This is a genomic window from Kineococcus sp. NBC_00420 (assembly GCF_036021035.1).
Taxonomy (GTDB): Bacteria; Actinomycetota; Actinomycetes; order Actinomycetales; family Kineococcaceae; genus Kineococcus.
This window is the reverse complement of the sequence record NZ_CP107930.1, coordinates 1207651-1234205: the sequence shown is the minus strand read 5'-3', so window position 1 is coordinate 1234205 and position 26555 is coordinate 1207651. Positions and strand designations below refer to the sequence as shown.

The 26555-nt window shown below is 72.9% G+C and carries 22 protein-coding genes; 10 read left to right on the top strand and 12 right to left on the bottom strand.

What is annotated here, in order from left to right:
- The first annotated feature begins 5 nt into the window (after positions 1-5).
- Positions 6-836 carry an alpha/beta fold hydrolase gene (locus OG218_RS06005; protein WP_328292293.1) on the top strand — a complete coding sequence of 277 codons (831 nt, stop codon included), beginning with the start codon at positions 6-8 and terminating at the stop codon, positions 834-836.
- Here OG218_RS06005 and OG218_RS06000 read toward each other — a convergent pair.
- The 4 genes from OG218_RS06000 to OG218_RS05985 form a co-directional block, all read right to left on the bottom strand.
- Complete coding sequence (locus OG218_RS06000) at positions 824-1603, bottom strand: amino acid ABC transporter ATP-binding protein (protein WP_328292292.1); 780 nt, start codon at positions 1601-1603, stop codon at positions 824-826. The genes OG218_RS06005 and OG218_RS06000 overlap by 13 nt on opposite strands.
- A complete protein-coding gene (locus OG218_RS05995) occupies positions 1600-2562 on the bottom strand; it encodes an amino acid ABC transporter permease (protein ID WP_328292291.1) in 963 nt (320 codons plus the stop codon). Before OG218_RS05995 ends, OG218_RS06000 begins: the two co-directional genes overlap by 4 nt.
- Positions 2559-3494: an ABC transporter substrate-binding protein gene (locus OG218_RS05990; protein ID WP_328292290.1), complete on the bottom strand. Its 936-nt coding sequence runs from the start codon at positions 3492-3494 to the stop codon at positions 2559-2561. The genes OG218_RS05995 and OG218_RS05990 overlap by 4 nt, the downstream gene beginning before the upstream one ends.
- 101 nt (positions 3495-3595) lie before the next feature.
- Entirely contained in the window at positions 3596-5281 is a 1686-nt protein-coding gene (locus OG218_RS05985; protein ID WP_328292289.1) for a DUF7800 domain-containing protein, read from the bottom strand.
- A gap of 106 nt (positions 5282-5387) precedes the next feature.
- On the opposite strand from OG218_RS05985, the gene OG218_RS05980 reads away from it, so the two are divergent.
- On the top strand, positions 5388-5873 hold the full coding sequence (locus OG218_RS05980) for an ATP-binding cassette domain-containing protein (RefSeq protein ID WP_328292288.1): 486 nt from the start codon (positions 5388-5390) through the stop codon (positions 5871-5873).
- Positions 5874-5889: 16 nt separating this feature from the next.
- On the opposite strand, the gene OG218_RS05975 is transcribed toward OG218_RS05980, so the two are convergent.
- The 4 genes from OG218_RS05975 to OG218_RS05960 form a co-directional block, all read right to left on the bottom strand.
- Positions 5890-6492, bottom strand: a complete 603-nt coding sequence (locus OG218_RS05975; protein WP_328292287.1) for a GDSL-type esterase/lipase family protein — start codon at positions 6490-6492, stop codon at positions 5890-5892.
- A gap of 172 nt (positions 6493-6664) precedes the next feature.
- On the bottom strand, positions 6665-10471 hold the full coding sequence (locus OG218_RS05970) for a multifunctional oxoglutarate decarboxylase/oxoglutarate dehydrogenase thiamine pyrophosphate-binding subunit/dihydrolipoyllysine-residue succinyltransferase subunit (RefSeq protein ID WP_328292286.1): 3807 nt from the start codon (positions 10469-10471) through the stop codon (positions 6665-6667).
- Positions 10472-10560: 89 nt separating this feature from the next.
- A complete protein-coding gene (locus tag OG218_RS05965; RefSeq protein WP_328292285.1) occupies positions 10561-11736 on the bottom strand; it encodes a HAMP domain-containing sensor histidine kinase in 1176 nt (391 codons plus the stop codon).
- Positions 11733-12500, bottom strand: coding sequence for a response regulator transcription factor (locus tag OG218_RS05960; protein ID WP_328292284.1), 768 nt, complete (start codon positions 12498-12500; stop codon positions 11733-11735). Before OG218_RS05960 ends, OG218_RS05965 begins: the two co-directional genes overlap by 4 nt.
- Before the next feature lie 117 nt (positions 12501-12617).
- On the opposite strand from OG218_RS05960, the gene OG218_RS05955 reads away from it, so the two are divergent.
- The gene (locus OG218_RS05955; protein ID WP_328292283.1) at positions 12618-14063 is read left to right on the top strand and encodes a GuaB1 family IMP dehydrogenase-related protein; all 1446 of its coding nucleotides are present in this window, start codon (positions 12618-12620) and stop codon (positions 14061-14063) included.
- A 10-nt stretch (positions 14064-14073) separates the two neighbouring features.
- A complete protein-coding gene (locus OG218_RS05950; RefSeq protein ID WP_328296220.1) occupies positions 14074-14889 on the top strand; it encodes an alpha/beta fold hydrolase in 816 nt (271 codons plus the stop codon).
- A 271-nt stretch (positions 14890-15160) separates the two neighbouring features.
- Here OG218_RS05950 and OG218_RS05945 read toward each other — a convergent pair whose 3' ends face one another.
- A complete protein-coding gene (locus tag OG218_RS05945; protein ID WP_328292282.1) occupies positions 15161-15316 on the bottom strand; it encodes a hypothetical protein in 156 nt (51 codons plus the stop codon).
- 227 nt (positions 15317-15543) lie between these two features.
- Between OG218_RS05945 and OG218_RS05940 the strand changes: the two genes are divergently transcribed.
- Positions 15544-16257 (top strand): haloacid dehalogenase type II, encoded by a 714-nt coding sequence (locus OG218_RS05940; protein ID WP_328292281.1) that lies wholly within the window; start codon positions 15544-15546, stop codon positions 16255-16257.
- A 1-nt stretch (position 16258) separates the two neighbouring features.
- On the opposite strand, the gene OG218_RS05935 is transcribed toward OG218_RS05940, so the two are convergent.
- Together OG218_RS05935 and OG218_RS05930 are read right to left on the bottom strand one after the other, a co-directional pair.
- Positions 16259-18568, bottom strand: a complete 2310-nt coding sequence (locus OG218_RS05935; protein ID WP_328292280.1) for a putative bifunctional diguanylate cyclase/phosphodiesterase — start codon at positions 18566-18568, stop codon at positions 16259-16261.
- A 109-nt stretch (positions 18569-18677) separates the two neighbouring features.
- Positions 18678-20252: a methyl-accepting chemotaxis protein gene (locus OG218_RS05930; protein WP_328292279.1), complete on the bottom strand. Its 1575-nt coding sequence runs from the start codon at positions 20250-20252 to the stop codon at positions 18678-18680.
- Between the two features lie 262 nt (positions 20253-20514).
- On the opposite strand from OG218_RS05930, the gene OG218_RS05925 reads away from it, so the two are divergent.
- The 5 genes from OG218_RS05925 (at position 20515) to OG218_RS05905 (ending at position 26120) form a co-directional block, all read left to right on the top strand.
- Positions 20515-21408 carry an alpha/beta fold hydrolase gene (locus OG218_RS05925; protein WP_328292278.1) on the top strand — a complete coding sequence of 298 codons (894 nt, stop codon included), beginning with the start codon at positions 20515-20517 and terminating at the stop codon, positions 21406-21408.
- On the top strand, positions 21405-23207 hold the full coding sequence (locus tag OG218_RS05920; RefSeq protein WP_328292277.1) for a putative bifunctional diguanylate cyclase/phosphodiesterase: 1803 nt from the start codon (positions 21405-21407) through the stop codon (positions 23205-23207). The genes OG218_RS05925 and OG218_RS05920 overlap by 4 nt, the downstream gene beginning before the upstream one ends.
- A 101-nt stretch (positions 23208-23308) precedes the next feature.
- Positions 23309-23524, top strand: a complete 216-nt coding sequence (locus OG218_RS05915) for a hypothetical protein (protein ID WP_328292276.1) — start codon at positions 23309-23311, stop codon at positions 23522-23524.
- Between the two features lie 188 nt (positions 23525-23712).
- The gene (locus OG218_RS05910) at positions 23713-25071 is read left to right on the top strand and encodes a hemolysin family protein (RefSeq protein ID WP_328292275.1); all 1359 of its coding nucleotides are present in this window, start codon (positions 23713-23715) and stop codon (positions 25069-25071) included.
- Positions 25068-26120: a hemolysin family protein gene (locus OG218_RS05905; RefSeq protein ID WP_328292274.1), complete on the top strand. Its 1053-nt coding sequence runs from the start codon at positions 25068-25070 to the stop codon at positions 26118-26120. The genes OG218_RS05910 and OG218_RS05905 overlap by 4 nt, the downstream gene beginning before the upstream one ends.
- A gap of 51 nt (positions 26121-26171) precedes the next feature.
- On the opposite strand, the gene OG218_RS05900 is transcribed toward OG218_RS05905, so the two are convergent.
- On the bottom strand, positions 26172-26534 hold the full coding sequence (locus tag OG218_RS05900; RefSeq protein WP_328292273.1) for a PRC-barrel domain-containing protein: 363 nt from the start codon (positions 26532-26534) through the stop codon (positions 26172-26174).
- Positions 26535-26555 lie beyond the last annotated feature (21 nt).

The window sequence follows — 26555 nt, the reverse complement described above, 5'->3', positions numbered from 1 at the left end:
CTCGTGTGGACACGTTGACGACGGACCGCATCGCCGGCCTCGCCGTGCGCCGGACGGGAACCGGCGAACCGGTGCTCGCCCTGCACGGGTCGGGCGGTGGGTTGCACACCTTCGCCCCGCTCGCCCGGGCACTGCCCGACTTCGAGGTGTGGCGCTGCGCGCGGCGCGGGTACCCACCGAGTCCCGACGCCCGGGGCACCCGCACCTTCGTCCAGGAGGTGCACGACGTCCACGACCTGCTGGCCACGATCCGCGCGGTCACCGAGTCCGACGTCCACCTCGTCGGGGTCGGCTACGGCGCGAGCCTCGCCCTGCACACGGCCCTGGCGGAACCCGCCGGGATCCGCTCGCTGACGGTGATCGAGCCGCCGCTGCTGCTGGTCGGTCCGCACCTGCAGGGGGTCCTCACCCGCTACCGCGGCCTCGTCGCCGACCGCGACTTCCGCGCCGCCGCCGACCTGTTCGCCCGGGAGGTCACCCTGACCCCGGAACCCGTCCTGGCCGCGTTGTCGACGCTGGCCGACCCGGATCCGGTGGCCGCCGCCCGCGAGGCCGTGGGCTGGACCCACGACCTCGAGGCCCTAGCCGCCGACGAGGTCGACACCACCCGGTGGTCGGTGCTGGCCGACCTCGACCTGCCGATCCTGCTGGCGCAGGGGGAGCGGAGCCGTCCTCCGCTGCCCGCTGGGATGGACGCGCTCGCGGCGGCCCTCCCGCACGCCCGTCGGGTCGTGTGGGAGGACCGGTCGTCCGTCACCGGTGGAGTCGCCGGTGCCCCGGAACTCGTCGCCGCGAGCCTGCGGGAGTTCTTCCGGGTCCTGCCTCAGTCGTCCTGATGGGCGCGCATCCGGGCCAGGAAGGTCCGGGTGCGTTCCTCCTTCGGGTTCCCGATGACCTCGGCCGGGGTGCCGCGCTCCACCACGACCCCGCCGTCCATGAAGACGACCTGGTCGGCGACGTCGCGGGCGAACGCGACCTCGTGGGTCACGACGACCATCGTGGTCCCGTCGGCGGCGAGCTCCCGCATGACCTGCAGGACCTCGCCGACGAGTTCCGGGTCCAGCGCCGAGGTCGGCTCGTCGAAGAGCATGAGCTTCGGCTGCATCGCCAGCGCCCGGGCGATGGCGACCCGCTGCTGCTGCCCCCCGGAGAGCTGCGAGGGGTAGTTCTGCGCCCGGTCGGCCAGGCCGACCCGTTCCAGCAGGACGTCGGCGCGTTCGTGGGCCTGCTTCCGGCTCAGACCGCGGACCTTGATGGGGGCCTCGACGACGTTCTCCAGCGCGGTCAGGTGCGGGAAGAGGTTGAACCGCTGGAACACCATGCCGATGTCGCGGCGCTGGGCGGCGATCCGCTTGTCGGTGAGCCGGTGCAGCCGGCCGTTGCGCTCCTCCAGGCCGACGAGGTCGCCGTCGACCCAGATCCGGCCACCGTCGATGCGTTCCAGGGAGTTGATGCAGCGCAGCAACGTCGTCTTGCCCGAACCCGACGGGCCGAGCAGGCAGACGACCTCACCGGAGTTCACCTCGAGGTCGATGCCCTTGAGGACCTCGACGTGGCCGAACGCCTTCGAGACGTTCAGCGCCTTGACGAGCGGGGTGCTCACTTCGCACCCCCCGGCCCCAGCGAGACGCCCGCGGCGGCCGGGCGACGACGGGGCTGGCCGCCGTAGCCGCGACCGAACCGGCGTTCCAGGAAGTACTGGCCGACCATGAGGATCGACGTCGCGATGAGGTAGTACAGGACGGCCGCCATGTTGCCCGCCATCACCTGGTAGGTCTGGTTCTTGATCTGGCCGACCCGGAAGAACAGTTCGGCCTGGACGGGGATCGCCGCGAGCAACGAGGTGTCCTTGAGCATGGCGATGACCTCGTTGCCCGTGGGCGGCACGATGACGCGCATCGCCTGCGGGAGCACGATGCGCCGCATCGAGAGGCGCTTCGACATTCCCAGCGCCGCGGCCGCCTCGTGCTGGCCCTCGTCGACGCTGAGCAGCCCGGCCCGGGCGATCTCGGCCATGTAGGCGGCCTCGGACAACCCGAGTCCGACGATGCCGCCGAAGACGCTGCCGAACAGGGCGAAGAGCGTCGTCTGGCTGACGGTCAGCAGCCGCAGGTCCGGCGTCCCGAACCAGTGGGTCAGCAGGAAGTCGAAGGGGAACCCGATCGAGAACCCCGTCGCGAACAGCGCGCCGATGCCGCCGGTGATCGAGAGCAGCACGTAGCGCGGGATGGCCCGGTAGAACCAGGTGAACGCCCACGCGACGCCGGAGAGGACCTTGTTGTCCGAGAGTCGCAGGACCGCGAGCAGCACCCCGCCGAGCACACCGATGACCATGGCGCACACGGTGGTGAACAACGTCCCCACCAGGAAACCGCGGATGACGATGTTCTGGTTCATCACCTGCAGGGTGAAGGGCCAGTCGAACGAGTCGTTCGTCGCCAGCAGGTGCACCAGCATGAGCGCCAGGACGGCGACGACGGCGATCGCGACCCAGCGCCAGGGGTGCCGGACCTCGACGGCGTCGATCCGTCCGGGACGTTCCTCCGCGGAGTTCGTGCTCACGACACGGAGGGGTTGACCGGGAACTCCGTCACCGCACCCGAGGCGCCACCCCAGTTGTCCAGCGCGGCCTTGTAGCTGCCGTCGGCGGCGATCGCGGTGAGGGCCTTCGAGATCGCGTCGGCCTCGGAGGTCTGCTCCTTCGGGGTGACGATGCCGTAGGGCGCGGCGTCGTAGATGTCCCCGGCGAGTTCCAGCTTGTCACCGGTCTGCTTGACGGCGTAGGCCGAGATCGGGGAGTCGGCGAGCATGGCGGCCGCACGGCCCTGGACGACGGCGGTCGTCGCGTCCTCCTGGGAGTCGAAGGACAGGACGGTGATGGTCGGCTTGCCCGCGTCGGTGCAGGCCTTGATGCGGACCGGCAGGTCGTCGTCGGACTGGGTGGTGTTCGACTGCACCGCGACGGTCTTGCCGCAGGCGTTGGCGGGGTCGATGCCGTCCGGGTTGCCCTTGGCCACGACCCACTGGGTGCCGGCGTTGTAGTACTGGACCATGTTCACCTGCCCGAGGCGCTGGGCGTTGATGGTGAACGACGAGATGGCGATGTCGTAGCGGTTGCTCGTGACGCCCGTGATGAGGGAGTCGAAGCTCGCGTTGGAGTACTCCACCTTCACGCCCAGCTTGGCGGCCACGGCGTTGAGGACGTCGATGTCCATGCCCTTGACCGTGTCGCCGTCGAGGAACTCGTTCGGCGCGTACTCGGCGTTGGTGCCGACCCTCAGCGTGCCGGAGTCCTGCACCGACTGCGGCAGCATCGCCTTCAGCGCGGCGTCGGCGCTGCCGGTCGCGCTCGCGGCCGCGGAGCTGGTGGTGGAGGAGGAGGAGCCGCTGGGCGAGAGCGAGTCCGACCCGCAGCCGGTCGCGGTCAGACCGAGGACGGCCAGGGCACCGAGGGCCCCGAGGAACGGGCGGCGGGCGGTGGGACGAACGGGCACGGGAAACCTCCGTTGGCGGGTGTCGAGCGGACACAGTGTGGACCACGTGGCCGGGGGATGAAGCACCGTGTCCGGTGCCGCGCCCGTTCGTAACGCACTTGTCACACGGCGCGCAACGACCGGGTGAGCGTCCGGCGCAGGCGCGGCAGGCCCTGGCTGCGCCCGGCGTGGTCCACCTCGACCCCGGCGGGGCCGTCGGGGTCGAGCACGACGGTCATCACGCCGTTGTCGAACCACGGTCCGTGCTCGACGTCCCAGCGCACGTCGGGCTCGCGCACCCCGGCCAACAGGGCCAGCCCGCGGATGAACCCGCGGACGGGCGCGCGGTCGAGGATCCGGTTCGCGACCTTCATCCCGCGTTCCAGCGGGTTGCGGAACGGCGACATCACCAGCTGGTGGATCGCGGTGCGTCCCGCGTCCACCCCGGGGACGTGGACCTGCGCGGTGTAGCTGCAGTGCACGTCGCCGGAGAGCAGCAGGACGCTCGCGGGGGGCTGCTCGCGCCGGCCCACCTCGCCCAGCAGCGTCACCAGCTCGACGAAGGAGCGGTGGAAGGCGGCCCAGTGCTCCAGGTCGGCGGCCTGGCGCAGCTTCTCGCCCCACGCCGCGGCCCGGGCGCCCCAGCGGCCGTCGGCGACGGCCGCGTCGAACGTCTCGGCGTGGTGGATCCCGTGCAGCAGGAACGCGGGCAGCGTGGTGGCCAGCAGCAGGTGCTGCACCGGCTCCTCGCGGTCCACGCCGAGGGCCTGGGCGCGCACCCACTCCCACTCCTGGGCGTCGGTGATGTGCCGGTCGTCCGGGTCGAGGCGGCGCGCGCAGCGGGAGTCGATGGCCACCAGCCGGGTCGCGCCGAGGTCGCGCGAGAAGCTCCAGCGCGCGCTGGCGGGGTCCGCGTCGGCGGTCGCGGCGAACTCGTCGAGGACCGCGTCGCGCTCGGTGTCGTCCTCGATGTCGCGCAGCACGCGCCAGAGCCGGTCCTGCGCGAGGTCCTTCGGGGAGAGGTTGCCGAGGTGCTGGTAGATCCAGTAGCTCGCGAACGCGCCCTTGACCCGGTCCTCCCACCACGGCCGCTCGCTGACCTGGCGACGCCACACGTCGGAGGTGTTCCAGTCGTCGCGCAGGTCGTGGTCGTCGAGCAGCATGCAGGTCGGGACCGTCGAGAGCAGCCAGCGGACCGCCTCCGGGCCCCAGGTCTCGTGGTAGAGCCAGGTGTACTCCTCGAAGTCCCCGATCTCGTCGCGGACCTCGCGCGCCCCCTCGGGGCGGCCCTCGTTGCGCTCGCGCAGCCGGTCGACGATCCCGGGGTTGGGGTCGTCGGCGTAGACCTGGTCGCCGACGAAGAGCAGCAGGTCCGGGCGCGGCGTCTCGGGCTGGTCGACCATCCGCCGGGCCAGCGCGGAGAGCGCGTCGACCCCGACGAGGGCCGTGGACTCCTCCCCGTCGTCCCCGGCGCGGCGGCACGACCCGAAGGCGAGGCGCAGTTCGTCCCCAGGCGCGGGGGTGCTGATCCACGACGCGGGCCACGAGGACCCCACGAGCGGCCAGACGCCCACGTCGTCGACGCTGACGGTGTACGGCAGCGACTGGCCCGTCGGCAGCCCGTCGACCACGACGAGGGCGAAGTGGTGCCCGTGCAGGCTCAGCGTCCGGTCCCCGCCCCGCACGGTGGAGCCGTCGGGCAGGGTGACGTCGACGGTGACGGACCCGGGGGAGTCGACCTCCACCCAGACCGTGGCTCCCGTCGCATCGACGTGGCGCAGGATCGGTCCGAGCAGGAGTTGGGGCACCGGGCAATCTTGGACCATGCCGAGAGGTCCGCGACTCGTACGCCGTGTCCACCGTCGCCCGGATGCCGAGATCGACGGCACTGCGTGGCCGGACTCCATACCCGCTGTGACACAACTGCTCACCGAGGGCCTGGACCTGCCCGCCGGGGTGACGTTCCTCGTCGGGGAGAACGGGGCGGGGAAGTCGACGCTGGTCGAGGGGATCGCCGAGGCCCTCGAGGTCCACGCCGAGGGCGGGTTGCGCCGCCACGCCCCCGGTCGGGCGGAGGCCGCCGTGGACGCCTCGAGCCTCGGGTCCCGGCTGGAGGTCGTGCGCGGCGTCGCGAGGGCCCGGGAGGTGTTCTTCCTGCGCGCGGAGACGATGCACCGCTTCTACAGCTTCCTGCGCGACGCCGGGTCGCCGGCGCACTCGAACCTGCACGAGATGAGCCACGGGGAGTCGTTCCTCGACGTGGTCGGCGCCGCGTGGATGCGTCCGGTCGGGATGCTGCTGCTGGACGAACCCGAGTCGGCGTTGTCGTTCCGGAACTCCCTCGTCCTGGGCGCCGGGAGGTGCCCAGCGCCGCAGCGCTACTGGCGCCGGGTCCTGTGAGTCGTCGCGTGAGCCGTCACGGCTGCGGGACGCCCAGCCAGTCGTACCACCCGCTGTGCAGCACCAGCCACGCCAGCAGCCCGTAGCCGGCCTGGCCCGGGTGGATCCCGTCGGAGGCGGCGAGGTCGGCGTACCAGTCCTCGTGCTCGGCGAGCGGGGAGAAGGTGTCGACGTAGGAGATCCGGCGGCGCGCGCAGACGTCGGCGAAGGCGTCGGCGAGGTCACCGATGCGTTCGTTGCGCTCCGCGTCGGAGACCGGCGTCGGGCCGACGACGAGGGTCGGCAGACCGCGGGCCTCGCACTCGTCGAGGACGTTGGCCAGGTTGAGCCGGCTGCGGGCCAGCGTCGTCCCGGCGTCGAGGTCGGCGTGGCCGAGGCCGACGACGAGGCGGTGCTCGTCGCCGCCGACGAAGCGGCGCGAGGTCTCCTCGCGCCAGCGGTTGTTCAGGTCCGTCGTCGTCTCGCCCGGCACGCCGAGCGGGAAGAGGGTGATGTCGCGGTCGTCGCGCGGGGTGCGGGCCGACACGCGGCCGACCCAGCCGAGGGCGCGGGGGTCGCCCACACCGGTGACGAACTCGTCGCCGACGAGGCACACCCGCACGTCGTAGCGGCCGTTCACTTCAGGTCCTCGCTCACGCGGGTAGTGCTCCTCATCAGGGGGTCGTGCCACGAATGACTGGCGGGGCAGGCCGAGGATAGTCGCTGCCGGGGACCCCGCTGCGCTCACCGGGCACCACGCGGCGAACCCCGCCACCCGGAGGGGTGACGGGGTTCGCCGCGTGGTGCCGTGATCAGCGGTTGAACGCCTCTTCGACGATCTGGCGCTGCTCGGCCTGGTGACGCTTGGCCGAACCGGCGGCCGGAGAGGCGGAGGCGGGACGCGAGACGAGGCGGAGCTTCGCGTTCAGCGACGGGAAGAGACCCATCGCGACGTGCCACCAACCGCCCTGGTTCGCCGGTTCCTCCTGCACCCAGACCGCTTCCGCGTTCGGGTACTGCCCGAGCACGCGGACGGCCTGCTCGACCGGGAGCGGCGCGAGCTGCTCGAGGCGGACGATCGCTGTCGTCGTGTCCTGGCGCGCGGTGCGCTCGGCGAGGAGGTCCCAGTAGACCTTCCCCGAGCACATCAGCACCCGGGTCACCGCGGCCGGGTCGAGGCCGCCCTGGTCGTCGATGACCTCCTGGAAGGTCCCCGAGGTGAAGTCCTCCACGGAGGACTGCGCGGCCTTCAGTCGGAGCATCGACTTCGGGGTGAAGACGACCAGCGGGCGGCGCGGGCGGGCGTAGGCCTGACGGCGCAGCAGGTGGAAGTGGCTCGCCGGGGTCGAGGGGACCGCGACGGTCATGTTGTCCTCGGCGCACATCTGCAGGAACCGCTCGATGCGACCGGAGGAGTGGTCCGGGCCCTGACCCTCGTAGCCGTGCGGCAGCAGCAGCACGACGGAGGAGTGCTGGCCCCACTTCTGCTGGCCCGCGACGATGAACTCGTCGATGACCGTCTGCGCGCCGTTGAAGAAGTCGCCGAACTGCGCCTCCCACAGGACGAGCGCGTCGGGACGTTCCACCGAGTAGCCGTACTCGAAACCCATCGCGGCGTACTCGGACAGCAGCGAGTCGTAGATCCAGAACTTGCCCTGCTCCTGGCCCTCGCGGCCCAGGTAGAGCAGCGGGGTCCACTCGTCGCCCGTGACGCGGTCGGTGAGGACGGCGTGACGGGAGACGAACGTACCCCGGCGGGAGTCCTGGCCGGCGAGGCGGACGGGGGTGCCCTCCATGAGCAGCGACCCGAAGGCGAGCAGCTCGCCCCAGCCCCAGTCGATCCCGCCGTCGGTGGACATCTGCTCGCGCTTGTCGAGCAGCTGCCGCAGCTTGGGGTGGACGGTGAACCCCTCGGGCGGGTTCGACTGCACCTGACCGATGTGCTTGAGCACCGCCGCGTCCACCGCCGTCGGGTGGGTCTTGGCGGGGGTTCGCGCGTCGGCCTCCTGCGCGGCCGGCTTCTCCAGCCCACCGCGGCTGTCGCCGTCGACGGGACCGGACTTGGACTCCTTGGTCTCCGCGAACGCGCGCTCGAGCTGGGCGGAGTAGTCGCGCAACGCCTCCTCGGCGTCCTCGACGGAGATGTCGCCGCGGCCGATGAGCTGCTCGGTGTAGCCCTTGCGGACGCTGCGCTTCTTCTCGATGAGGTTGTACATCAACGGCTGCGTCATCGAGGGGTCGTCGCCCTCGTTGTGACCGCGGCGGCGGTAGCAGACCATGTCGATGACGACGTCCTTCTCGAACGTCTGGCGGAACTCGAAGGCCAGCTGCGCCACCCGGACGCAGGCCTCCGGGTCGTCGCCGTTCACGTGGAAGATCGGCGCCTGGATCATCCGGCCGACGTCGGTGCAGTACACCGAGGACCGCGAGGACGCGGGGGCGGTGGTGAACCCGACCTGGTTGTTGATGACCACGTGGACGGAACCGCCGGTGCGGTAGCCGCGCAGCTGGGAGAGGTTCAGCGTCTCGGCGACGACCCCCTGACCGGCGAACGCCGCGTCACCGTGGATGAGGACCGGCAGGACGGGGAAGGTCTTGCCCGCCATGTTGATCCGGTCCTGCTTGGCGCGCGCGACGCCCTCGAGCACGGGGTCGACGGCCTCGAGGTGGGAGGGGTTCGCGGCGACGTAGACCTTCGTCTGCTCGCCGTCCTCGCCCGTGAAGGTGCCCTCGGTGCCCAGGTGGTACTTCACGTCCCCGGAACCCTGGACGGTGCGCGGGTCCTGCATGCCCTCGAACTCGCGGAACACCTGCGAGTAGCTCTTGCCGGCGATGTTGGTCAGCACGTTGAGGCGACCGCGGTGGGCCATCCCGAGGCAGACCTCGTCCATGCCGTTCGTCGCCGCGCGGGACAGCAGCGCGTCCAGCAGCGCGATGACGGACTCGCCGCCCTCGAGGGAGAACCGCTTCTGCCCCACGTACTTCGTCTGCAGGAACGTCTCGAAGGCCTCGGCCGCGTTGAGGCGGCGCAGGATCCGCAGCTGCTCCGCCGCCGACGGCTTCGCGTAGGGACGTTCCACCCGGTCCTGGATCCACTTGCGCTGGTCCGGTTCCTGGATGTGCATGTACTCGATGCCGACGGTGCGGCAGTAGGAGTCGCGCAGCACCCCGAGGACGTCGCGCAGCTTCATGTGCGCCTTGCCGCCGAAACCCCCAGTGGGGAACTCGCGGTCGAGGTCCCACAGCGTCAGGCCGTGGGTCTCGATCTCGAGGTCGGGGTGGATGCGCTGCTCGTACGACAGCGGGTCGGTGTCGGCCATGAGGTGACCGCGCACCCGGTAGGCGTGGATCAGCTCGACGAGACGGGCCGTCTTGTTGATCTGGTCGTCGTGGCTGATCGAGATGTCCGGCGTCCAGCGGATCGGCTGGTAGGGGATGTGCAGCGCCTGGAAGACGCGGTCGTAGAACCCGTCCTCGCCCAGCAGCTTCGCGTGCACGATCCGCAGGAACTCACCCGAGCCGGCGCCCTGGATGATGCGGTGGTCGTAGGTCGAGGTCAGCGTGATGACCTTGCTGACCGCGAGGCGGGTCAGGGTCTCCTCGCTGGCGCCCTGGTACTCCGCGGGGTACTCCATCGCCCCGACGCCGATGATCGCGCCCTGGCCCTTCACCAGGCGCGGGACGGAGTGGACCGTCCCGATCGTGCCCGGGTTGGTGAGGCTGATCGTCGTGCCGGCGAAGTCGTCCGCGGTGAGCTTGCCGCCACGCGCGCGGCGCACGACGTCCTCGTAGGCGGTCCAGAACTCCGAGAAGTTCTTGCCCCCGGAGTCCTTCACCGCGGGAACCATCAGCTGCCGCGTGCCGTCGGGTTTGGGGAGGTCGATGGCGATCCCGAGGTTCACCTGGGCCGGCTGCAGCACAGCCGGTTTGCCCTTGGCGTCCGTGGTGTAGGCCGCGTTCATCGACGGCATCGTCGCCAGCGCCTCGACGACGGCGAACCCGATGAGGTGGGTGAAGGAGACCTTCCCGCCCCGGGCGCGCTTGAGGTGGTTGTTGATGACGATGCGGTTGTCGACCAGCAGCTTCGCGGGGATCGCGCGCACGCTCGTCGCGGTGGGGACCTCGAGGGAGTCCTCCATGTTGCTCACCACGCGCGCGGCGGGGCCGCGCAGCGGGGTCACCGTGTCGGTGCGGGGGGCTGCGGGTGCGCTGTCCGTGACGGACACGTCCTTGGTCACGACCTTCGGTTCGGTCTTCGTCGGCTGCGGGGCCGGCGCCACGACCGCCTTCTCGGGGGCCTTCGCCGCGGGTGCCGGCTCCGGGGCCTTCGCGGCGGGGGCCTTCGCGGCGGGGGACTGCGAGGTCTTCGCGGGAGCGCTCACCGCGGGGGTCGTGCTCGTGGCGCCGTTCGCGTGCCCGTTGCTCGTGCCGTTCGCGCCGGCCTGGGTGGTGCCTGCGGGGCTGTCCGCGGGGGAGTAGTCCGCGAAGAACTCCCACCACGCCTCGTCGACGGAGAACTTGTCGGCCAGGTACTGCTCGTACAGCTCGTCGACGAGCCACTCGTTCGGGCCGAACGTCGCTGCGATCTTGTCCTCGTGGTGCGAGGGCTGTGGAGGCACGGCGTTGTCGCCTTCTTCCTCAAGGTTGTCATCCGACTGCGGGCGCTACTCCACCCTATCCCCGTGTGGTATGCGCCCGCCGCCCGCCCTCAGCTCGACGCTGCGGCTTCGGTCACACCCGGTGACGCATTGATCACCCTGGGCAGGTTGACGTCGATCCGACACCCGCCCTCCTCGGGGGTCGGCGCCACCCGGATCGTCCCGCCGTGCAACTGCACGGCCCAGCGCGCGATGGCCAGCCCGAGTCCCGTCCCGCCGTCGGTGCGCGCGCTCCCGCGCTGGAACCGCTCGAAGACCCGCTCGCGGTCGGCGTCCGGGATCCCCGGCCCCTGGTCCTGCACGCTGATGCGCACGACCTGCCCCGCCTCACCCACCGGGTGGGCCGAGACGAACACCTTGCCGCCGGGCGGGGAGTGCCGCGACGCGTTGTCCAGCAGGTTCGCCACCACCTGGTGCAACCGGGCCGAGTCGACGTAGACGTCCAGCCCGCGCGGCTCGACGTCCAGGACGAACTGCACGTCGCGTCCCGTCATCGACATCGCCCGTGTCGCCTGACCCAGGAAGGGCTCCAGGGCCAGGTCCTCGCGGTCCAGCGACACCGCCCCCGCGTCGAGGCGGGACAGGTCCAGCAGCTGCTCCACCAGCCGGCCCAGGCGCTCGGTCTGGGCCAGCGCCGTGTTCAACGTCTCGTGGTCCGGCTCCGAGACCCCGTCCACGAGGTTCTCCATCACCGCGTGCAGCGCCGACACCGGCGTCCGCAGCTCGTGGCTCACGTTCGCGACGAGCTCCCGGCGCTCGCGGTCGACGGCCTCGAGGTCCTCGGCCATTCGGTTGAACGCGTCGGCGAGTTCGCCGACCTCGTCGTTGGAGGTGGAACGGACCCGCCGGGAGTAGTCACCCCCGGCCATCGCGCGCGCCGCGGCCGTCATGTCGCGCAGGGGGGACGTCATGCCCCGCGCCAGCACCTGGGTGAAGACGAGGGTCACGACGATGGCGATGGGCAGGGTGTAGCGGGGTCCGATGTGGATCTCGGCCAGCCGCAGCCCGCTCCACACCAGCAGGGCGGCCACCGTCACCGAGGCCCCCACCAGCACGGCCAGCTTCGTCTTGATCGAGTGGACCGGGTCGAGCGGACGCACGTCCGGCCACGGCCGGCGCGTCGCCGTCCGGGCCGCACCGGCGCGGGCGTCGTGCGCCGCGCCGGTGATCGGGATCGGACCGGTGAGACCGGTGCCCTGCAGGGGTTCGGGCGTCCGGGAGCTCACGAGGTCTCCTGACCGCCGGTGGGTTCGAAGGCGTAGCCGACACCGTGGACGGTGCGGACGAGGTCGGCGCCCAGCTTGCGGCGCAACGCCTTCACGTGGCTGTCCACGGTCCGGGTGCCCGAGGCGTCGGCCCAGTCCCACACCTCCTCGAGCAGCTTCTCGCGGGTCAGGACCGTGCGCGGGGACTCCGCCAGGCAGACCAGCAGGTCGAACTCCGTCGGCGTCAGGTGCACCTCCGCGCCCGCGCGGCGGACCCGGCGCTGCGCGCGGTCGATCTCCAGCTCGCCGTCGGAGACGGGGAAGCGCATGGCCTCCGCCGAAGGGACGGGGGCGCCGACGAGGGCGCGGGCCCGCTCCACCCGGCGGACCAGGCCGTTCACCCGGGCGACGAGCTCGCGCATCGAGAACGGCTTCGTCATGTAGTCGTCGGCCCCGACGCCGAGGCCGACGAGCTTGTCCGTCTCGTCGTCGCGGGCCGTCAGCATCAGCACCGGCACCGGCCGGGCGGCCTGCACGCGGCGGCAGACCTCGAGCCCGTCGAAACCGGGGAGCATCACGTCGAGCACGACGACGTCGGGGTTCACCCGCTCGCACAGCTCCACGCCGCTGGGGCCGTCCCCGGCGGTCTCGACGGTGTAGCCCTCCGCGCGCAGGCGGCGCGCGACGGCGTCGGCGATGGTGGGCTCGTCCTCGACGACGACGGCCGTCCGCGGCGGCTGCTGGCCCTGCCCGCCCTGGGGTGCGGACGTGGTTCCGATGCTCATACCGCTCAGGGTAGGACGGCCGGGCGCCGCCGAACCCGGACGCGGCCCGGACGCCCGCTGTGTGCACGAGGCCTGCACACGCTCTCCGCGAGGGAGGGGTCGGCCTAGGCTGTGCCCGTGCACTTCCTCGACGGCTCCCGGCCCGAGCACGACCTCACCTACAGCGACGTCTTCCTCGCCCCGTCGCGGTCCACCGTGACCTCGCGGCTCGACGTCGACCTCGCCACCGGTGACGGGACCGGGACGACGATCCCCGTCGTCGTCGCCAACATGACGGCCGTGTCCGGTCGCCGGATGGCCGAGACGATCGCCCGCCGCGGCGGGATGGCCGTGCTGCCGCAGGACCTGCCGCTCGACGTCGTCGCCGAGGTCGTGGCGTGGGTCAAGGCCCGCCACCCCGTCTTCGAGACCCCCGTCGTGCTGCACGAGCACGACACCGTCGCCGACGCGCTGAACCTGCTGCCGAAGCGCTCCCACGGTGCCGCCGTCGTGCTCGACGCCGACCGGCACGTCCTCGGGGTCGTCACCCCCGCCGACTGCACCGACGTCGACCGCTTCACCCAGGTCGGCACGGTCATGAGCACGAAACCCGTGAGCATCGAGGCCGCGGTGGCCGAGGCCGACCTCGAGGCCGCCTTCGCCACGCTGCACGACTCCCGCCGCAGGTTCGCCCCCGTCGTGCGCGACGGGGTCCTCGTCGGGGCCCTCACCCGGACGGGCGCGCTGCGCTCCACCGTCTACACCCCGGCCCTCGACGCCCACGGCCGGTTGCGGATCGCCGCCGCCGTCGGCATCAACGGCGACGTCGCGGCCACCGCGAAGGCGTTGCTGGACACCGGGATCGACACCATCGTGGTCGACACCGCGCACGGTCACCAGGAGAAGATGCTGGAGGCGCTGCGCGCCGTGCGCGGCCTGGACCCGCAGGTCCCCGTCGTCGCGGGGAACGTCGTCACCGCCCAGGGCGTCCGCGACCTGCTGGAGGCCGGCGCGGACATCGCGAAGGTCGGCGTCGGCCCCGGTGCGATGTGCACGACCCGGATGATGACCGGCGTCGGGCGCCCCCAGTTCTCCGCCGTCCTCGAGTGCGCCGCCGCGGCACGCGAGCTCGGCGGGCACGTCTGGGCCGACGGCGGGGTCCGGCACCCGCGCGACGTCGCCCTCGCCCTGGCCGCCGGGGCCAGCCAGGTCATGGTCGGCTCCTGGTTCGCCGGGACCCACGAGAGCCCCGGCGACCTCGCCCACGACGCCGCCGGCCGGGCCTACAAGGAGAGCTTCGGGATGGCCTCGGCCCGTGCGGTCGCCGCCCGCACCCGGGCCGACACGCCGTTCCAGCGCGCCCGCAAGGGACTCTTCGAGGAGGGCATCTCCTCCTCGCGCATGCACCTGGACCCCGCCCGCCCCGGCGTCGAGGACCTCCTCGACCAGATCACCTCCGGCGTGCGGTCCTCCTTCACCTACGTCGGTGCGCGCTCGGTGGCCGAGTTCGCCGAACGCGCCGTCGTCGGGATCCAGTCCTCCGCCGGGTACGACGAGGGTCGTCCGCTGCCTGCGGGGTGGTGACCTCCCCGTGATGCTCGAAGGCGTGCGGCGGGCGGACGGTTCGCCCGTCGACGTCGTCACCTCCGGCGCCGGACCGGGTCTCGTCCTCGTGCACGGCGCCCGCGGGTCGGGCGACTACGCGAAGCTCGCCGACCGCCTCGGCGCCCGGTTCACCGTGCACCGCTACGACCGTGAGGCCGTCGGCCGCGCCGGGGAGCGCTACGCCGTCGCCGACGACGTCGCCCTGCTCGGATCGCTGCTGACCCGCACCGGAGCGAGGCTCGTCCTCGGCCACGGCCTCGGCGGTCTCGTCGCCCTGCTCGCCACGGCCGGGCTGCTGGAACGCAACATCGACCGCGTCGCGGTCTACGACGCGGTCCTGCCCATCGACGGGTCGGTTCCCGAGGAAGCCCTCGAGCAGGCCGCCCGGGCGCTCGCGACCGGTTCCCCCGACCTCGCTCTCGCCCACCTGGACCGCCACCTGCGGTCCTCCTCGCAGGCCGTGCGGTCGGAGCGGGTGCAGCGACTGCTCGGCGGGGTGCTGGCCCGGACCGAGTGGGGACGCTCCACCGCGGCCCGGCTGCCGCAGGTCCTCGCCGAGACCCGCGCCGGTCTGCAGTTCGACGGCCCCGCCGACGTCTACGCCGGTCTTCCCGCCCGTGCCCTGCTGCTCTTCGGGGAGAGGAGCCCCGGGCACTTCGGCACCGCGGCGCTCGCGATGGCCGAGGCCGTCCCGACCGCGACCGCGCTCGTCGCGGGCGGCTGCGGCCACGACTCCCTGCTGCGCGCCGCGCGGCGCTGCGTCGCGCCGATCGAGACGTTCCTGCTGGGGGACACCCTCTTCTGAGCGCCGGAGGCGCGACCGGGCTTCTCAGCGCCGGAGGCGCGACCGGGCTTCTGAGCGCCGGAGGCGCGACCGGGCTTCTGAGCGCCGGAGGCGCGACCGGGCTTCTGAGCGCCGGAGGCGCGACCGGGCTTCTGAGCGCCGGAGGCGCGACCGGGCTTCTGAGCGCCGGAGGCGCGACCGGGCTTCTGAGCGCCGGAGGCGCGACCGGGCTTCTGAGCGCCGGAGGCGCGACCGGGCTTCTGAGCGCCGGAGGGGCGACGGCGCCGGAACCTCAGAACCAGTGCTTGCGGCCCGCGATCTCGCGCCCGGCCGCGCCGAGGATGGCCAGGACCGCGCCGATGACGAGCAGGACGACCCCGATGGTGGTGAGGATCGAGATCTTGGCGAGCAGACCGACGATGAGAAGGACGATGCCCAGGATGATCATGTGGTGCCTCCAGGTGGGGGATGAGCCTCGATCAGACCGCGTGGGCGTCGCATCGGCGAACTGAGACGACGCACAGACGTCTCCGAGCGCCGGATTCACCCCATCGCCCGGAACCGCGACGCGGGGTGATCGCCCGAGCACGGGGGATGCGTGGCGGTTCCCGTCGCGGGCGCGCGGGGCCCGTCGGCCGGAGGATGACTCCGGTGTCCCCGGTGAAGGAGTCCTCCGTGAGCCCGACCCCGTCCCCCTCGGTGATCGTCTTCGACGTCAACGAGACGCTCTCCGACCTCGCTCCGCTGGCCGAGCGGTTCCTCGCGGTGGGCGCTCCCGCGCACCGGGCCCCGCTGTGGTTCGCCACCGTGCTGCGCGACGGGTTCGCCCTGAGCGCGGTGGGGGACGCGCGGCCGTTCGCCCAGCTGGGGGCCGAGGCGTTGCGGACCCTGCTGCACGACGTCGACCTCCGGAAGGATCCGGCCGCGGGTCTGGACGGCAGTCTGGAGAGCGCGGTCGAGCACGTGCTGGACGGGATGGGCCGACTGCCCCTGCACCCCGACGTCGTCGACGGTGTCCGGGGCCTGCGGGCGGACGGCCACCGGCTCTTCACCCTGAGCAACGGCTCGGTCGGGGTGGGGGAGCAGTTGCTGACGGCGGCCGGCGTGCGGGAGGAGTTCGAGGCCGTGCTGTCGGTGGAGGACGTCGGGGTGTGGAAGCCGTCGCCCGCCGCGTACGAGCACTTCCTGCGCGTCAGCGGGGCCCGGGCGGAGGAGTCGCTGCTCGTCGCCGTGCACCCGTGGGACGTGGACGGGGCGGCGCGGGCGGGGCTGGGCACGGCCTGGATCGACCGCCGCGGCACCCCGTACCCGGCGTCGTTCACCTCCCCCCGGGTGCACGCGAGGGGTCTGGTGGACCTGCGGGCCCAGCTCGCCGCCGGGGAGCGGTGACTCACCCGGCGCTCGACGCCACCTCGACGGCCGCCGGGGAGCGGGTGGTGGACCCGTCGCGGTGGCTCAGGTACCGCGCGGCGAAGTCCGCGGCGGGGACGGGACGGGAGAAGAGGTAGCCCTGGGCGTAGCGGATGCCGAGCGCGAGGAGCTCGTCGCGCTCCGCGGTGGTCTCCACGCCTTCGGCGATGACCTGCAGCCCGAGGTGACCGGCCATGGCGGTGACGGCCGCCACGATCTCGGAGCGCTCCAGCACGTCGCCCTGCGGTGCTGCCCCGATCGCGTCGGCGTCCGGCCGGGGGGAGGCGCTGACGAGCGACCGGTCGAGCTTGAGGACCTGGATCGGGAAGCGGCGCAGGTAGTCCAGCGAGGTGTAGCCCGTGCCGTAGTCGTCGAGGAGGACGAGGATCCCGGCGTCGCGCAGTGCGCGCAGCGAGGCGGCGGCGGGACCGGCACCGGCGACCTCGTCCTGCTCGGTGATCTCGAGGCGCACCGAGCTGGTGGGCACCCCGGCGTCGGCCAGCACCGCCAGGACGCTGGTCGCCAGAGCGGGGTCGTCCAGGCTCGCACCGGTCATGTTCACGCTGACCGGCAGGACGGGGCGGCCCTCGTCCTGCCACCGGCGCAGGTGGTGGACGGTGGCGCGCAGGACCGCGGTGTCGAGCTGGGTGTCGAGGTCGTTGCTCCCGACCAACCCCAGGAAGGCGTCGGGGGCGAGCAGACCGTGCACCGGGTGGCGCCACCGGATCAGCGCCTCCGCGCTGACGGCGTCGCCGCTGAGCAGGTCGACGACCGGTTGGAAGTGGACCTCGAGGTGACCGACGTCGGGGTCCTGCGCCAGCAGCTGGCGGACGTCGTTGCTCAGGGCGTAGCGGGCGCTGACCTCGGCCCGCATGTCGGGGTGGAAGGTGGCGGCCCGTCCACCACCGGCGGTCTTGGCGGCGTACATGGCGATGTCGGCGTGGGTGAGCAGCTCGGCGAGGTCGGCGGTGGCGGGGAGCGCCCCGGTGGTCGCCGTCGTGGCGAGACCGATGCTCACCCCGATCCGGATCTGCAGGGCTCCCACGACCAGCGGGGCACGCAGGGCGTGCAGGAGCCGGTCCGCGACGGCGTCCAGGTGAGCGGGTGCGGTGAGGACGACGAACTCGTCGCCACCGAGACGGGCGGGGACGCCGTCACCCGCGGTGGCGGCCAGCAACCGGTCGCGCACGGCGAGGAGGAGCAGGTCACCGACGTCGTGGCCGTGGGTGTCGTTGACCTGCTTGAACTCGTCGACGTCGAGCAGCAGCAGGCCGACCGGTGTGCTCCGCTGCTGGTGGGCCCTGGCCAGCCCACGACGGTTCGCGAGGTCGGTCAGGGGGTCGCGTTCGGCGAGGTGCTCGGTGGCCCGCAGCACGCGGGCCGCGCGCACCAGGCAGAGGCCCGCCACGAGGGCGCCGGTCACCGGGATGACCCAGGGCGGCAGCCCCCGCGTCGCGCCGCCCGCACCGCCGTGGTGCGCGGTGGTGATCCAGGCGAGGGCGGCGGGGGCCAGGACCAGCGGGAGCAGGCCCAGCAGAGCGGTGGAGGCGGACCGGCGGCGGGTGAAGGTGGCGGGATCGAAGACCGCCCGCATGCTGGGGTGCGTCGCGGCGCACGCCGGCGCCAGCACCGCGAGGGTCCCCAGCAGCCCCTGCGCGCTGCCGGTCTCCGCCAGCCGGCTGTCGTGCACGGCGGTGGAGAGGTCGTAGGTCAGGGAGAACAGGCCCCCGGCGAGCAGCAGGTGCGAGGCCGGGCCCAGGCCGGTGCTCGAGACGATGAACTTCACGAGGGCACCCAGCAGGACGATGTCCACACCGGCGACCAGGACGAAGTACGGGGTCATCGTGCCGAGCGTGGCGAGCTGGGCGGCGACGGTGACCAGCACGGCCACCACGACGACGACGTCGAGCGCACCGCCCGGGCTGCTCGCGCCCGCGCGGCCCCGGTGGCGGGCGGCCAGCTGCGCCATGTGGGCGACGACGACGACGCCCAGGAGCTGACCCGTCCCCATGCAGACCAGGACCAGGGGGTGGTGCGGGCCGAGCACCTCCCCGGCCGTGAAACCCCCCGCCCAGGCGGTCAGCATCGCGGCGACGACCGTCCAGGGCCAGGCGCCCCGGTGGTGCCGGTGGCGACCCCGCAGGACCAGCAGGGGAGCGGTCCAGACGGCCACGAGCATCACGGGTGTGCGCAGCTGCGGCACGATCAGCGCCGCCAGGCTGACCGCCGCCACGACCACCAGCAGGAGCCGGGTCGTCCGATCCGCAGGCTGGCTCGCGTCACCGATCACCGTGGATCGTCGGCCGCCGGAGCAGGCTGCTGAAGCGTTTCGACCGGGAAGCCCCCGCGCGACGCCGGTCGGGGTCCCGCGGGGGGCCCCCCGTTCCGAGGCGTCGTCCTCACAGCGTGAACCGGGCGGCGAGGCGCTGCAGGTCGGCGGCCGAGCGGGACACCCCCGCGGCGGTCTGGGCCGTCTGGGCGGCGGCGTCGGTCGTCTGCTCCGCGGCGCCGGCGATGCCGGCGATGGTCGCCGAGATCTCCCGGCTGCCCACGGAGACCTCGGTGACGTTGCGGACCATCTCGCCCGTCGTGGCGGACTGCTCCTCGACGGCCGCGGCGATGGTGGCCTGCAGCGCGTCGATCCGCGTGATGACCTCCGTGATCTCGCCGATGGCCGCGGTCGCCTCGCTCACGTCGGCCTGGGTGGCCGCGACCCGCGCGGTGATCGACTCCGTCGCCTGCGCCGTCTGCTGCGCGAGTTCCTTCACCTCGCCGGCGACGACGGCGAAGCCCTTGCCGAGCTCGCCCGCCCGGGCGGCCTCGATGGTGGCGTTGAGCGCCAGCAGGTTCGTCTGCTGCGCGATGGAGGTGATGAGCTTGACGACGTCGCCGATCTCACGCGAGGACGCAGACAACCGCGCCAGCGTCCGTCCCGCTCCGTCGGCGGCGGCGACGGCCGCGGCCGCGGTCGTGGACGCCTCGGAGGTGGAACTCGCGATCTCGCTGATCGCCGCCGTCATCTCCTCACCGGCCGCGGCCACCGTGCCGATGTTCGCCGAGATCTCCTCCGTCGCCGCGGAGACGACGTGGGTCTGCGAGGACGTCTCCGCGGCCCCCGCGGAGAGCCGGGTGGCCACGCTGGACATCTCCTCGCTGGACCCGGCCAGCACCTGCGCGGTCGACGTGAGCTCGGTCATGGTCGTGGACAGCTGGTCCATGGTGCGGTCGACCGCAGCCGCCAGCTGGCCGATCTCGTCGGCGGCCTCGTAGCCGACCCGCTGGTCCAGACGTCCCTCCGCCAGGCCCCGCACGACGGCGGCGGTGCGGGCCAGCGGCCGGGTGATGGAGCGGGCGACGAGCGCGGCGACGACCATCGCCACCACGAGGGCCGCGACGCCCAACCCGATGAGGAGGGCGAGGGCCCGGCGGTAGTCCGCTGCACCCTGGACGGCGGTGGCGTTCGCGTTGTCGACCTCGGCCTTCTGGATCCGGTCGAGCGTCGTGTTGATCCGCGTGGCCAGCGGTGTGACGTCGCGGTCGCGGGTGGCGATGAAGCCGGCGGTGTCGTTGGCCTCCGCCGCGGTCACCAGGGCCTGGCGCTCGGCCCGGTAGGTGGCGAGGTCGGCCTGGAAGGAGTCCCGGTCGGCCTGCGTCGAGACGGGGAAGGTGTCGAGGTAGCCCTTCCACTCCGCGTCCAGCTCGGTGTCGTCGGCGGTCATGGCCGCCTGGGCCGCCGCGGTCGCGCTCGGGTCGACGGCCAGTGCCATCGCCGTCAGGTCCAGGCGGCTCTGCGCGAAGGAGTACTTGACCAGACCGCTGTACTTCACGCCCGGCACCACGACCCCGGACATCGCCGACACCGTGGACTGCGAGGAGTTCAGCGTCTTCAGACCCAGGCCGATCGCCGCGGCCAGGAGGAGGCACACCACCCCGAACCCGAGGACGAGCTTGCGGGTGATTGAGAGGTCACGCATCTTCGGCATGCTTGCTGTTCGGCAAGCTTCCCCGCGTCATGAAGCGTTCCCGGTCCCGGGTCGCCCGTTGAGCCCATCGACCCGCGCGCTGCGGCCCACGACCGGCCATCGGGGTGATCCGGCCGTCCCGCGCTCAACCGGGCGCCGGTTCCCGCCGAGATCACCTGGACGTCCAACCACTCGTGAGGTTCCCGTGCACCACCCGACCACCCCTCCCGACCACCCCGCGCGAACGATCCCGCCCCGGCGTGCCGGTTGCGTCGTGTCGAGCACGCCACCGAAGCCGGTGGTCACGGTGCCCGACGCGGCCGCCGTCCTGGCCCGGCACTGCGTCACCGAGGTCGGGGACCCGCACGGGCCGGTGCTGCTGCTGGCCCACGGGTTCGGTGCCGGGCAGCTGGCCTGGACGCGGCTGCTGCCCTTCTTCCAGGACCACCGGGTCGTCCTGTTCGACTACGCCGGCTCCGGGGGCACCCGGCTGGCCGACTTCGACCACGAGCGCCACGCCGAGCTGGGCGGGTACGCCCAGGACCTGCTGGAGGTCTGCGCGGCGCTGGACCTGCGCGACGTGCACGTGGTCGCCCACTCGGTCAGCGCGATGATCGCGCTGCTGGCCGCGGCCGCCCAACCGGACCGGTTCGCCTCCCTGGCCCTGCTCGCGCCCTCCCCCCGCTACGTCGACGACCCCGCGGGCGGCTGGGTCGGCGGTTTCAGCCTGGAGGACGTCCACGAACTGCTGGAGTCCCTGGACAGCAACTACTACGCCTGGTCCGCGGCGATGGCGCCGGTGGTCATGGGCACCCCCGGGTCCCCGGACCTCGAGGCCGAGCTGACCGAGAGCTTCCTGGGCACCCATCCGGACGCCGCCGCGACCTTCGCGAGCGCGATCTTCCTCAGCGACTCCCGGGACGTGCTGGGACGGGTGGACCAGCCGACGCTGGTGCTGCAGTGCCGCCACGACGCCCTGGCCCCGGAGGAGGTCGGGGCCGCGGTGGCCGCGGCGTTGCCGCGCGGTCACCTCGTGGCGCTGCAGGCCACCGGGCACTGCCCGCACATCAGCGCGCCGGCCGAGACCGCCGCCGCGCTCCGCGCGCACCTGGACCGCCACGCTCGCCACGACGCGTCCGGTGCGACCCGTTCCGGGCCGCCGTCGTGACCGACCGCGCGCTCGCGACCTGGATCGAACCGGTCACCGGGCCGGAAGCGCTGTGGTGGCGCCACTCCCCGTGCGCCCACCTCGTGCTGGACCCCGAGACCGGTCTCGTCCTGGCCGCGAACGACACCTTCACGGCGTGGTCGGGGCTGTCGCGCGAGGACGTCGTCGGGACGGTGTTCGCCCGGCTGCTGCCGGTCGGCGACCGCATCGTGTGGACCACGCACAGCCTGCCGAAGCTGACCACCACCGGACGCGTCGACGAGAGCGCCGTGCAGGTAATGGGCGCGGGGGGCGTCCGGCACGCGGCGTTCCTCAGCGCCACCTCCCTGGACCACGCAGGCGCCCCCGCCGCCGGCGCGGGGCCGGTCCTGATCGCCCTCTTCGCCGCCCGGGAACGCCGCCGCTACGAGCAGGAGCTGCTGGCCTCCAAGCGGACGGCGGAGACGTCCGAGGCCCGGCGGGCCGTCGCCGAACGCCACCTGCAGCACCTGGTCCACCACGACCCCGTGACCGGCCTGCTGAACCGCACCGGCTTGCAGGCGGTCCTGACCGACGCTCTCGCCAGCGCGGAGGCCGAGCCGGGTCGAGCGACGGTGCTGTTCCTGGACCTCGACGGGTTCAAGGCCGTCAACGACAGCGTCGGGCACGCCGGCGGCGACGAACTGCTGAAGGTGCTCGGTGCGCGGCTGCGGGCCGCGGTGCGCGAGAGCGCGGTCGTGGCGCGCTTCGCCGGGGACGAGTTCGTCGTCCTGGAACACCTGCGCGACGAGGACGAGGCGGTCGCCCTGTGCCGCCGCCTGCTGGCCGAGCTCGCGGCACCGGTCGTCGTCCACGGGGTGGAGGTCGTCCTCTCCGCGAGCGCGGGCATCGCCTTCGCCGACCCCCTGCCGACCGACGGGGACGCCGCGCGAGCCGCCGACGACGTCCTCCGCCGGGCCGACACCGCGATGTACCGGGTCAAGGACAACGGCCGCAGCGGCTGGGCCGTGCACGACCCGCAGGCCGGGGACGCGACCGCGGACCGCCTGCGGCTGCTCCAGGAGCTGCGTGCCGCCCTGGCCGAGGGCCAGCTGCGTCTGCACTACCAACCCCGCGTCCGCCTCGTCGACGGGGTGACCACCGGGGTGGAGGCGTTGATCCGCTGGGAGCACCCCACCCGGGGGCTGCTCGGCCCGGCCGCGTTCATCGACGTCGCCGAGAACGCCGGGTTGATCCGCGAGGTCGGTGCCTGGGTGCTCGACACCGCGGTCGCGCAGGCCGCGGTGTGGAACGCCGAGCCCACCGCCGAGTCCACGGCCGGGACCTCGAGCGGCGCGGGCGTCCAGATGAGCGTCAACATCTCGGCCCGGCAGCTGAGCGACCCCGACCTCATGCTCCTGGTGACCTCGGCGCTGGCTCGGCACGGTGTGCCGGCCTCGCAACTGGTCCTGGAGATCACCGAGACGGCGCTGATGACCGACCCGGTCGCGGCCGAGACCACGCTGAGCGCCCTGGCGGCCCTGGGCGTCCGGATCGCGATCGACGACTTCGGCACCGGCTACGCGAGCCTGACCTACCTGCAGCGCTTCCCGGTGCACGAGCTGAAGATCGACCGCTCCTTCGTCGAGTCCCTGGTCGATCGTCCCGCCGACCGGGCGATCGCGGGAGCCTGCGTGCACCTCGCGCGCGCCCTGGGGCTGGACTGCGTGGCGGAAGGGGTCGAGACCGCCGAGCAGCGCGACGTCCTTCTCGAGCTCGGCTGCGACCTGGCCCAGGGGTACCTGTTCAGCCGGCCCCGACCCGCGGGCGCCCACCCCTGAGCGGCGTCGACCACCGCGTCGAGCCTGGTCGGGGTCCCGTCGGGGGAGCCGGCGCCGCCGCGAGGTCGTCGCGACCCCGGGGCACGCCCCACACTGTCGTCATGGCGCGACGACCGTGGTGGCGGGCGACGAAGACCCTCGAGCAGTCCAAGCGGTCCGGGATCGTGTACCTGGCCCTCGCCGCGCTGGCGTGGACCGTGGTCCACGACGGCGGCTCCTTCATGCTGCTCGTCAAGATCGCCTTCACCGCCGCGGGGCTCTACTTCCTCGCCGCCTGGTACGTCCGGCGTTCCCGGGAGCCGGAGGACGCCGGTTAGCCGTCTCCGGGCCCCTCGGGTCCCGGCCGTGACCGCGAATCCGACCCGCCGCTCCAGCCGCGGGCCCGGGGTCCCTCGTCTACGCTTCGAGGTGCCATGAGTTCAGATGCCCGGGTCGATTCCGACCCTCCCAGTACCAGTCACCATCCACACCCGGCGTCGCCCGGAGAGCCGTGCGGGGACCACCCGTGCTGACCGAATGGCTCCTCCTGCTCGTCGGGGTCGTCCTCACCCTCGGCACCGCGGTCTTCGTCGCGGCCGAGTTCGCGTTCGTCACCCTCGACCGGTTCACCGTCGAGAAGGCCGTCGAGGACGGCGACAAGCGCGCGGCCGGTGTCCTCCCCGCGCTGCGCACGCTCTCCACCCAGCTCTCCGGCGCCCAGGTCGGGATCACCCTCACCACCCTGCTCGTCGGGTACCTCACCGAACCCTCGCTCGCCTCCCTGCTGAACGGGCCGCTGACCTCCCTCGGCCTCGGGGAGACGCTCGCCGACTCCGTCGCGGGCGTCGTCAGCGTCGTCGTCGCGGCGGCGTTCTCGATGGTCGTGGGGGAACTCATCCCCAAGAACCTCGCCCTCAGCGTCCCCCTCGCGACGGCCGGCGTCGTCGCCCCGCTCCAGCGCGGTTTCACCTGGGCGACCGGGCCGTTGCTCAAGGTCCTCAACGGCAGCGCGAACTGGTTCCTGCGCCGCATCGGGGTCGAACCCCAGGAGGAGCTGTCCGGCGCGCGGTCCGCGCGCGAGCTCGCGGCGCTCGTCCGCCGCTCGGCCGACATGGGGACCCTCGACGAGGGGACCGCGAACCTCATCAGCCGGTCCCTGCTCTTCGGGGACCAGACCGCGGCCGACGTCATGACCCCGCGGGTGCGGATGGAGGCGATCCGCCTCGACGAGACCGCCGCCGACGTCGTCTCCCGCGCCCGGACGACGGGCCACTCCCGCTTCCCGGTCACCGGGGACGACGACGACGACATCCGGGGCGTCGTGCACGTCAAGGCCGCCGTCGCCGTCCCGCCGGACCGTCGCCACGACGTCCCGGCCGCCGCGCTGATGGCCGACGCGCGCCGCGTCCCGGACTCCCTCACCCTCGAACCGCTGCTCGTGCAGTTGCGGCAGAAGGGGTTGCAGCTCGCGATCGTCGTCGACGAGTACGGCGGCACGGCCGGGGTCGTCACGCTGGAGGACCTCATCGAGGAGATCGTCGGTGACGTCTCCGACGAGCACGACCGCGACCGCGGTGGCCTGCGCCAGCACCGCGACGCGTCCTGGACCGTCCCCGGTCTGGCCCGACCCGACGAGGTCCGCGACGCCACCGGGGTCGAGGTCCCCGACGACCCCGCCTACGAGACCCTCGGAGGGTTCGTCATGTCCCGCCTCGGCCGGATCCCCACCGTCGGCGACGAGATCGAGCTCGACGGCGCCGTCCTGCGCGTCGCGCGGATGGAGGGCCGCCGCGTCGAGCGGCTGCGCCTGCGCACCCGCCAGATCACCCTGGCGGACGCCGTCCAGGCCGCCGACGCCGGCATCGCCGCGGGAGGTGCCCGGTGAGCGCCCAGGCCTCGCTGCTCCTCGCCGTCGTCCTGCTGCTGGGCAACGGGTTCTTCGTCGGCGCCGAGTTCGCCGTGCTCTCCGCCCGGCGCAGCCAGATCGAACCGCTGGCCCAGACCAGCGCCCGGGCCCGCTCGGCGCTGGTGGCCATGGAGCACGTCTCGCTCATGCTGGCCACCTGCCAGCTCGGCGTGACGTTGTGCTCGCTGGGCCTCGGTGCGGTCGCCGAACCGGCGCTCGCGCACCTGCTGGAGCCGCTGTTCCACGCGGTGCACCTGCCGGAGTTCCTGCTGCACCCGGTCTCGCTGGTCATCGCCCTCTCGATCGTGACGTACCTGCACGTCGTCGTCGGCGAGATGATCCCGAAGAACCTCAGCATCGCCGGTCCCGACCGCGCGGTGCTGCTGCTCGCGCCGCCGCTCGTGACCCTCGGGCGCGTCATCGGCCCCGTCATCCGGGCGCTGAACGGTCTGACCAACGCGGCCCTGCGGGCGCTGGGCGTGGAACCCAAGGACGAGGTCGCCAGCGCGTTCACCGTCGAGGAGGTGCAGTCCATCGTGGCCGAGAGCCGCCGCGAGGGGACCCTCGACGACAGCGGTGGTCTGGTGGCCGGGGCCCTGGAGTTCTCCGAGAGCACGGTCGGCGACATCGCCGTCCCGTTCGCGCAGCTGCGCACGCTCTCGCTCGGCGCGTCACCGGCCGACGTCGAGGCGCTCGTGGCCCGGACGGGGTACTCGCGCTTCCCGGTGCTGGACCACGACGGGGAGCTGCACGGCTACCTGCACCTCAAGGACATCCTCTACGCCGACCCCCACGAGCACCCGGAGCGGTACCACCAGGCCGTGCCGGAGAAGCGGATCCGTCAGCTCGGCACCCTGGGGGACGCCGAGGAGGTCGAGGACGCCCTGGCGTCGATGCGCCGCAGCGGCGCCCACCTCGCGCGGGTCGTGGACGCCGCCGGGACCGTCACCGGCATCGTCTTCCTCGAGGACGTCCTCGAGGAGCTCGTCGGCGAGGTCAGCGACGCCATGCAGCGCGCCCGGGTGTGACCCGGCCCGTGGTCTCGCGGTCGTTCACCGCGAGGCCACGGGCCAGGGGCGTCAGCGGCGGGCGAGGCGGCGGCCGCTGGGGGTGTCCAGCGGCACGTAGTCCATCCCGTAGTGGACGTAGATCTTCGGCTCGTCGTCGGGGCCGAGCTCCTCGTCGGTGCCGAACGACGGGGCGGCCTTGACGTTCTCCTTGGAGAAGGCGACGCGGATGTCGTGGCGGCCGACGGCCGCGCCCTCCAGCGGGATGAGGACGGCCTTCTTGAAGCCCATGAGGCCGGTCTCGACCGAGGCGAACAGCCACTCGTCGGTGGCCGCGTCGACGTAGACCGAGGCGAGGGTGCCGATCTTCGCGTCGCTGACGTCGAGGACGGGAGCGCCCTTCCACTGGTTCAGGTCCTGGACGAGGATGCTCATGGCCACACTCTGGCCGACGGC

Coding starts and splice junctions, on each gene's coding strand:
- OG218_RS05900 (WP_328292273.1), bottom strand. CDS start 26,534: ATGAGCATCCTCGTCCAGGACCTGAACCAGTGGAAGGGCGCTCCCGTC.
- OG218_RS05930 (WP_328292279.1), bottom strand. CDS start 20,252: ATGCGTGACCTCTCAATCACCCGCAAGCTCGTCCTCGGGTTCGGGGTG.
- OG218_RS05950 (WP_328296220.1), top strand. CDS start 14,074: ATGCTCGAAGGCGTGCGGCGGGCGGACGGTTCGCCCGTCGACGTCGTC.
- OG218_RS05945 (WP_328292282.1), bottom strand. CDS start 15,316: ATGATCATCCTGGGCATCGTCCTTCTCATCGTCGGTCTGCTCGCCAAG.
- OG218_RS05915 (WP_328292276.1), top strand. CDS start 23,309: ATGGCGCGACGACCGTGGTGGCGGGCGACGAAGACCCTCGAGCAGTCC.
- OG218_RS05960 (WP_328292284.1), bottom strand. CDS start 12,500: ATGAGCATCGGAACCACGTCCGCACCCCAGGGCGGGCAGGGCCAGCAG.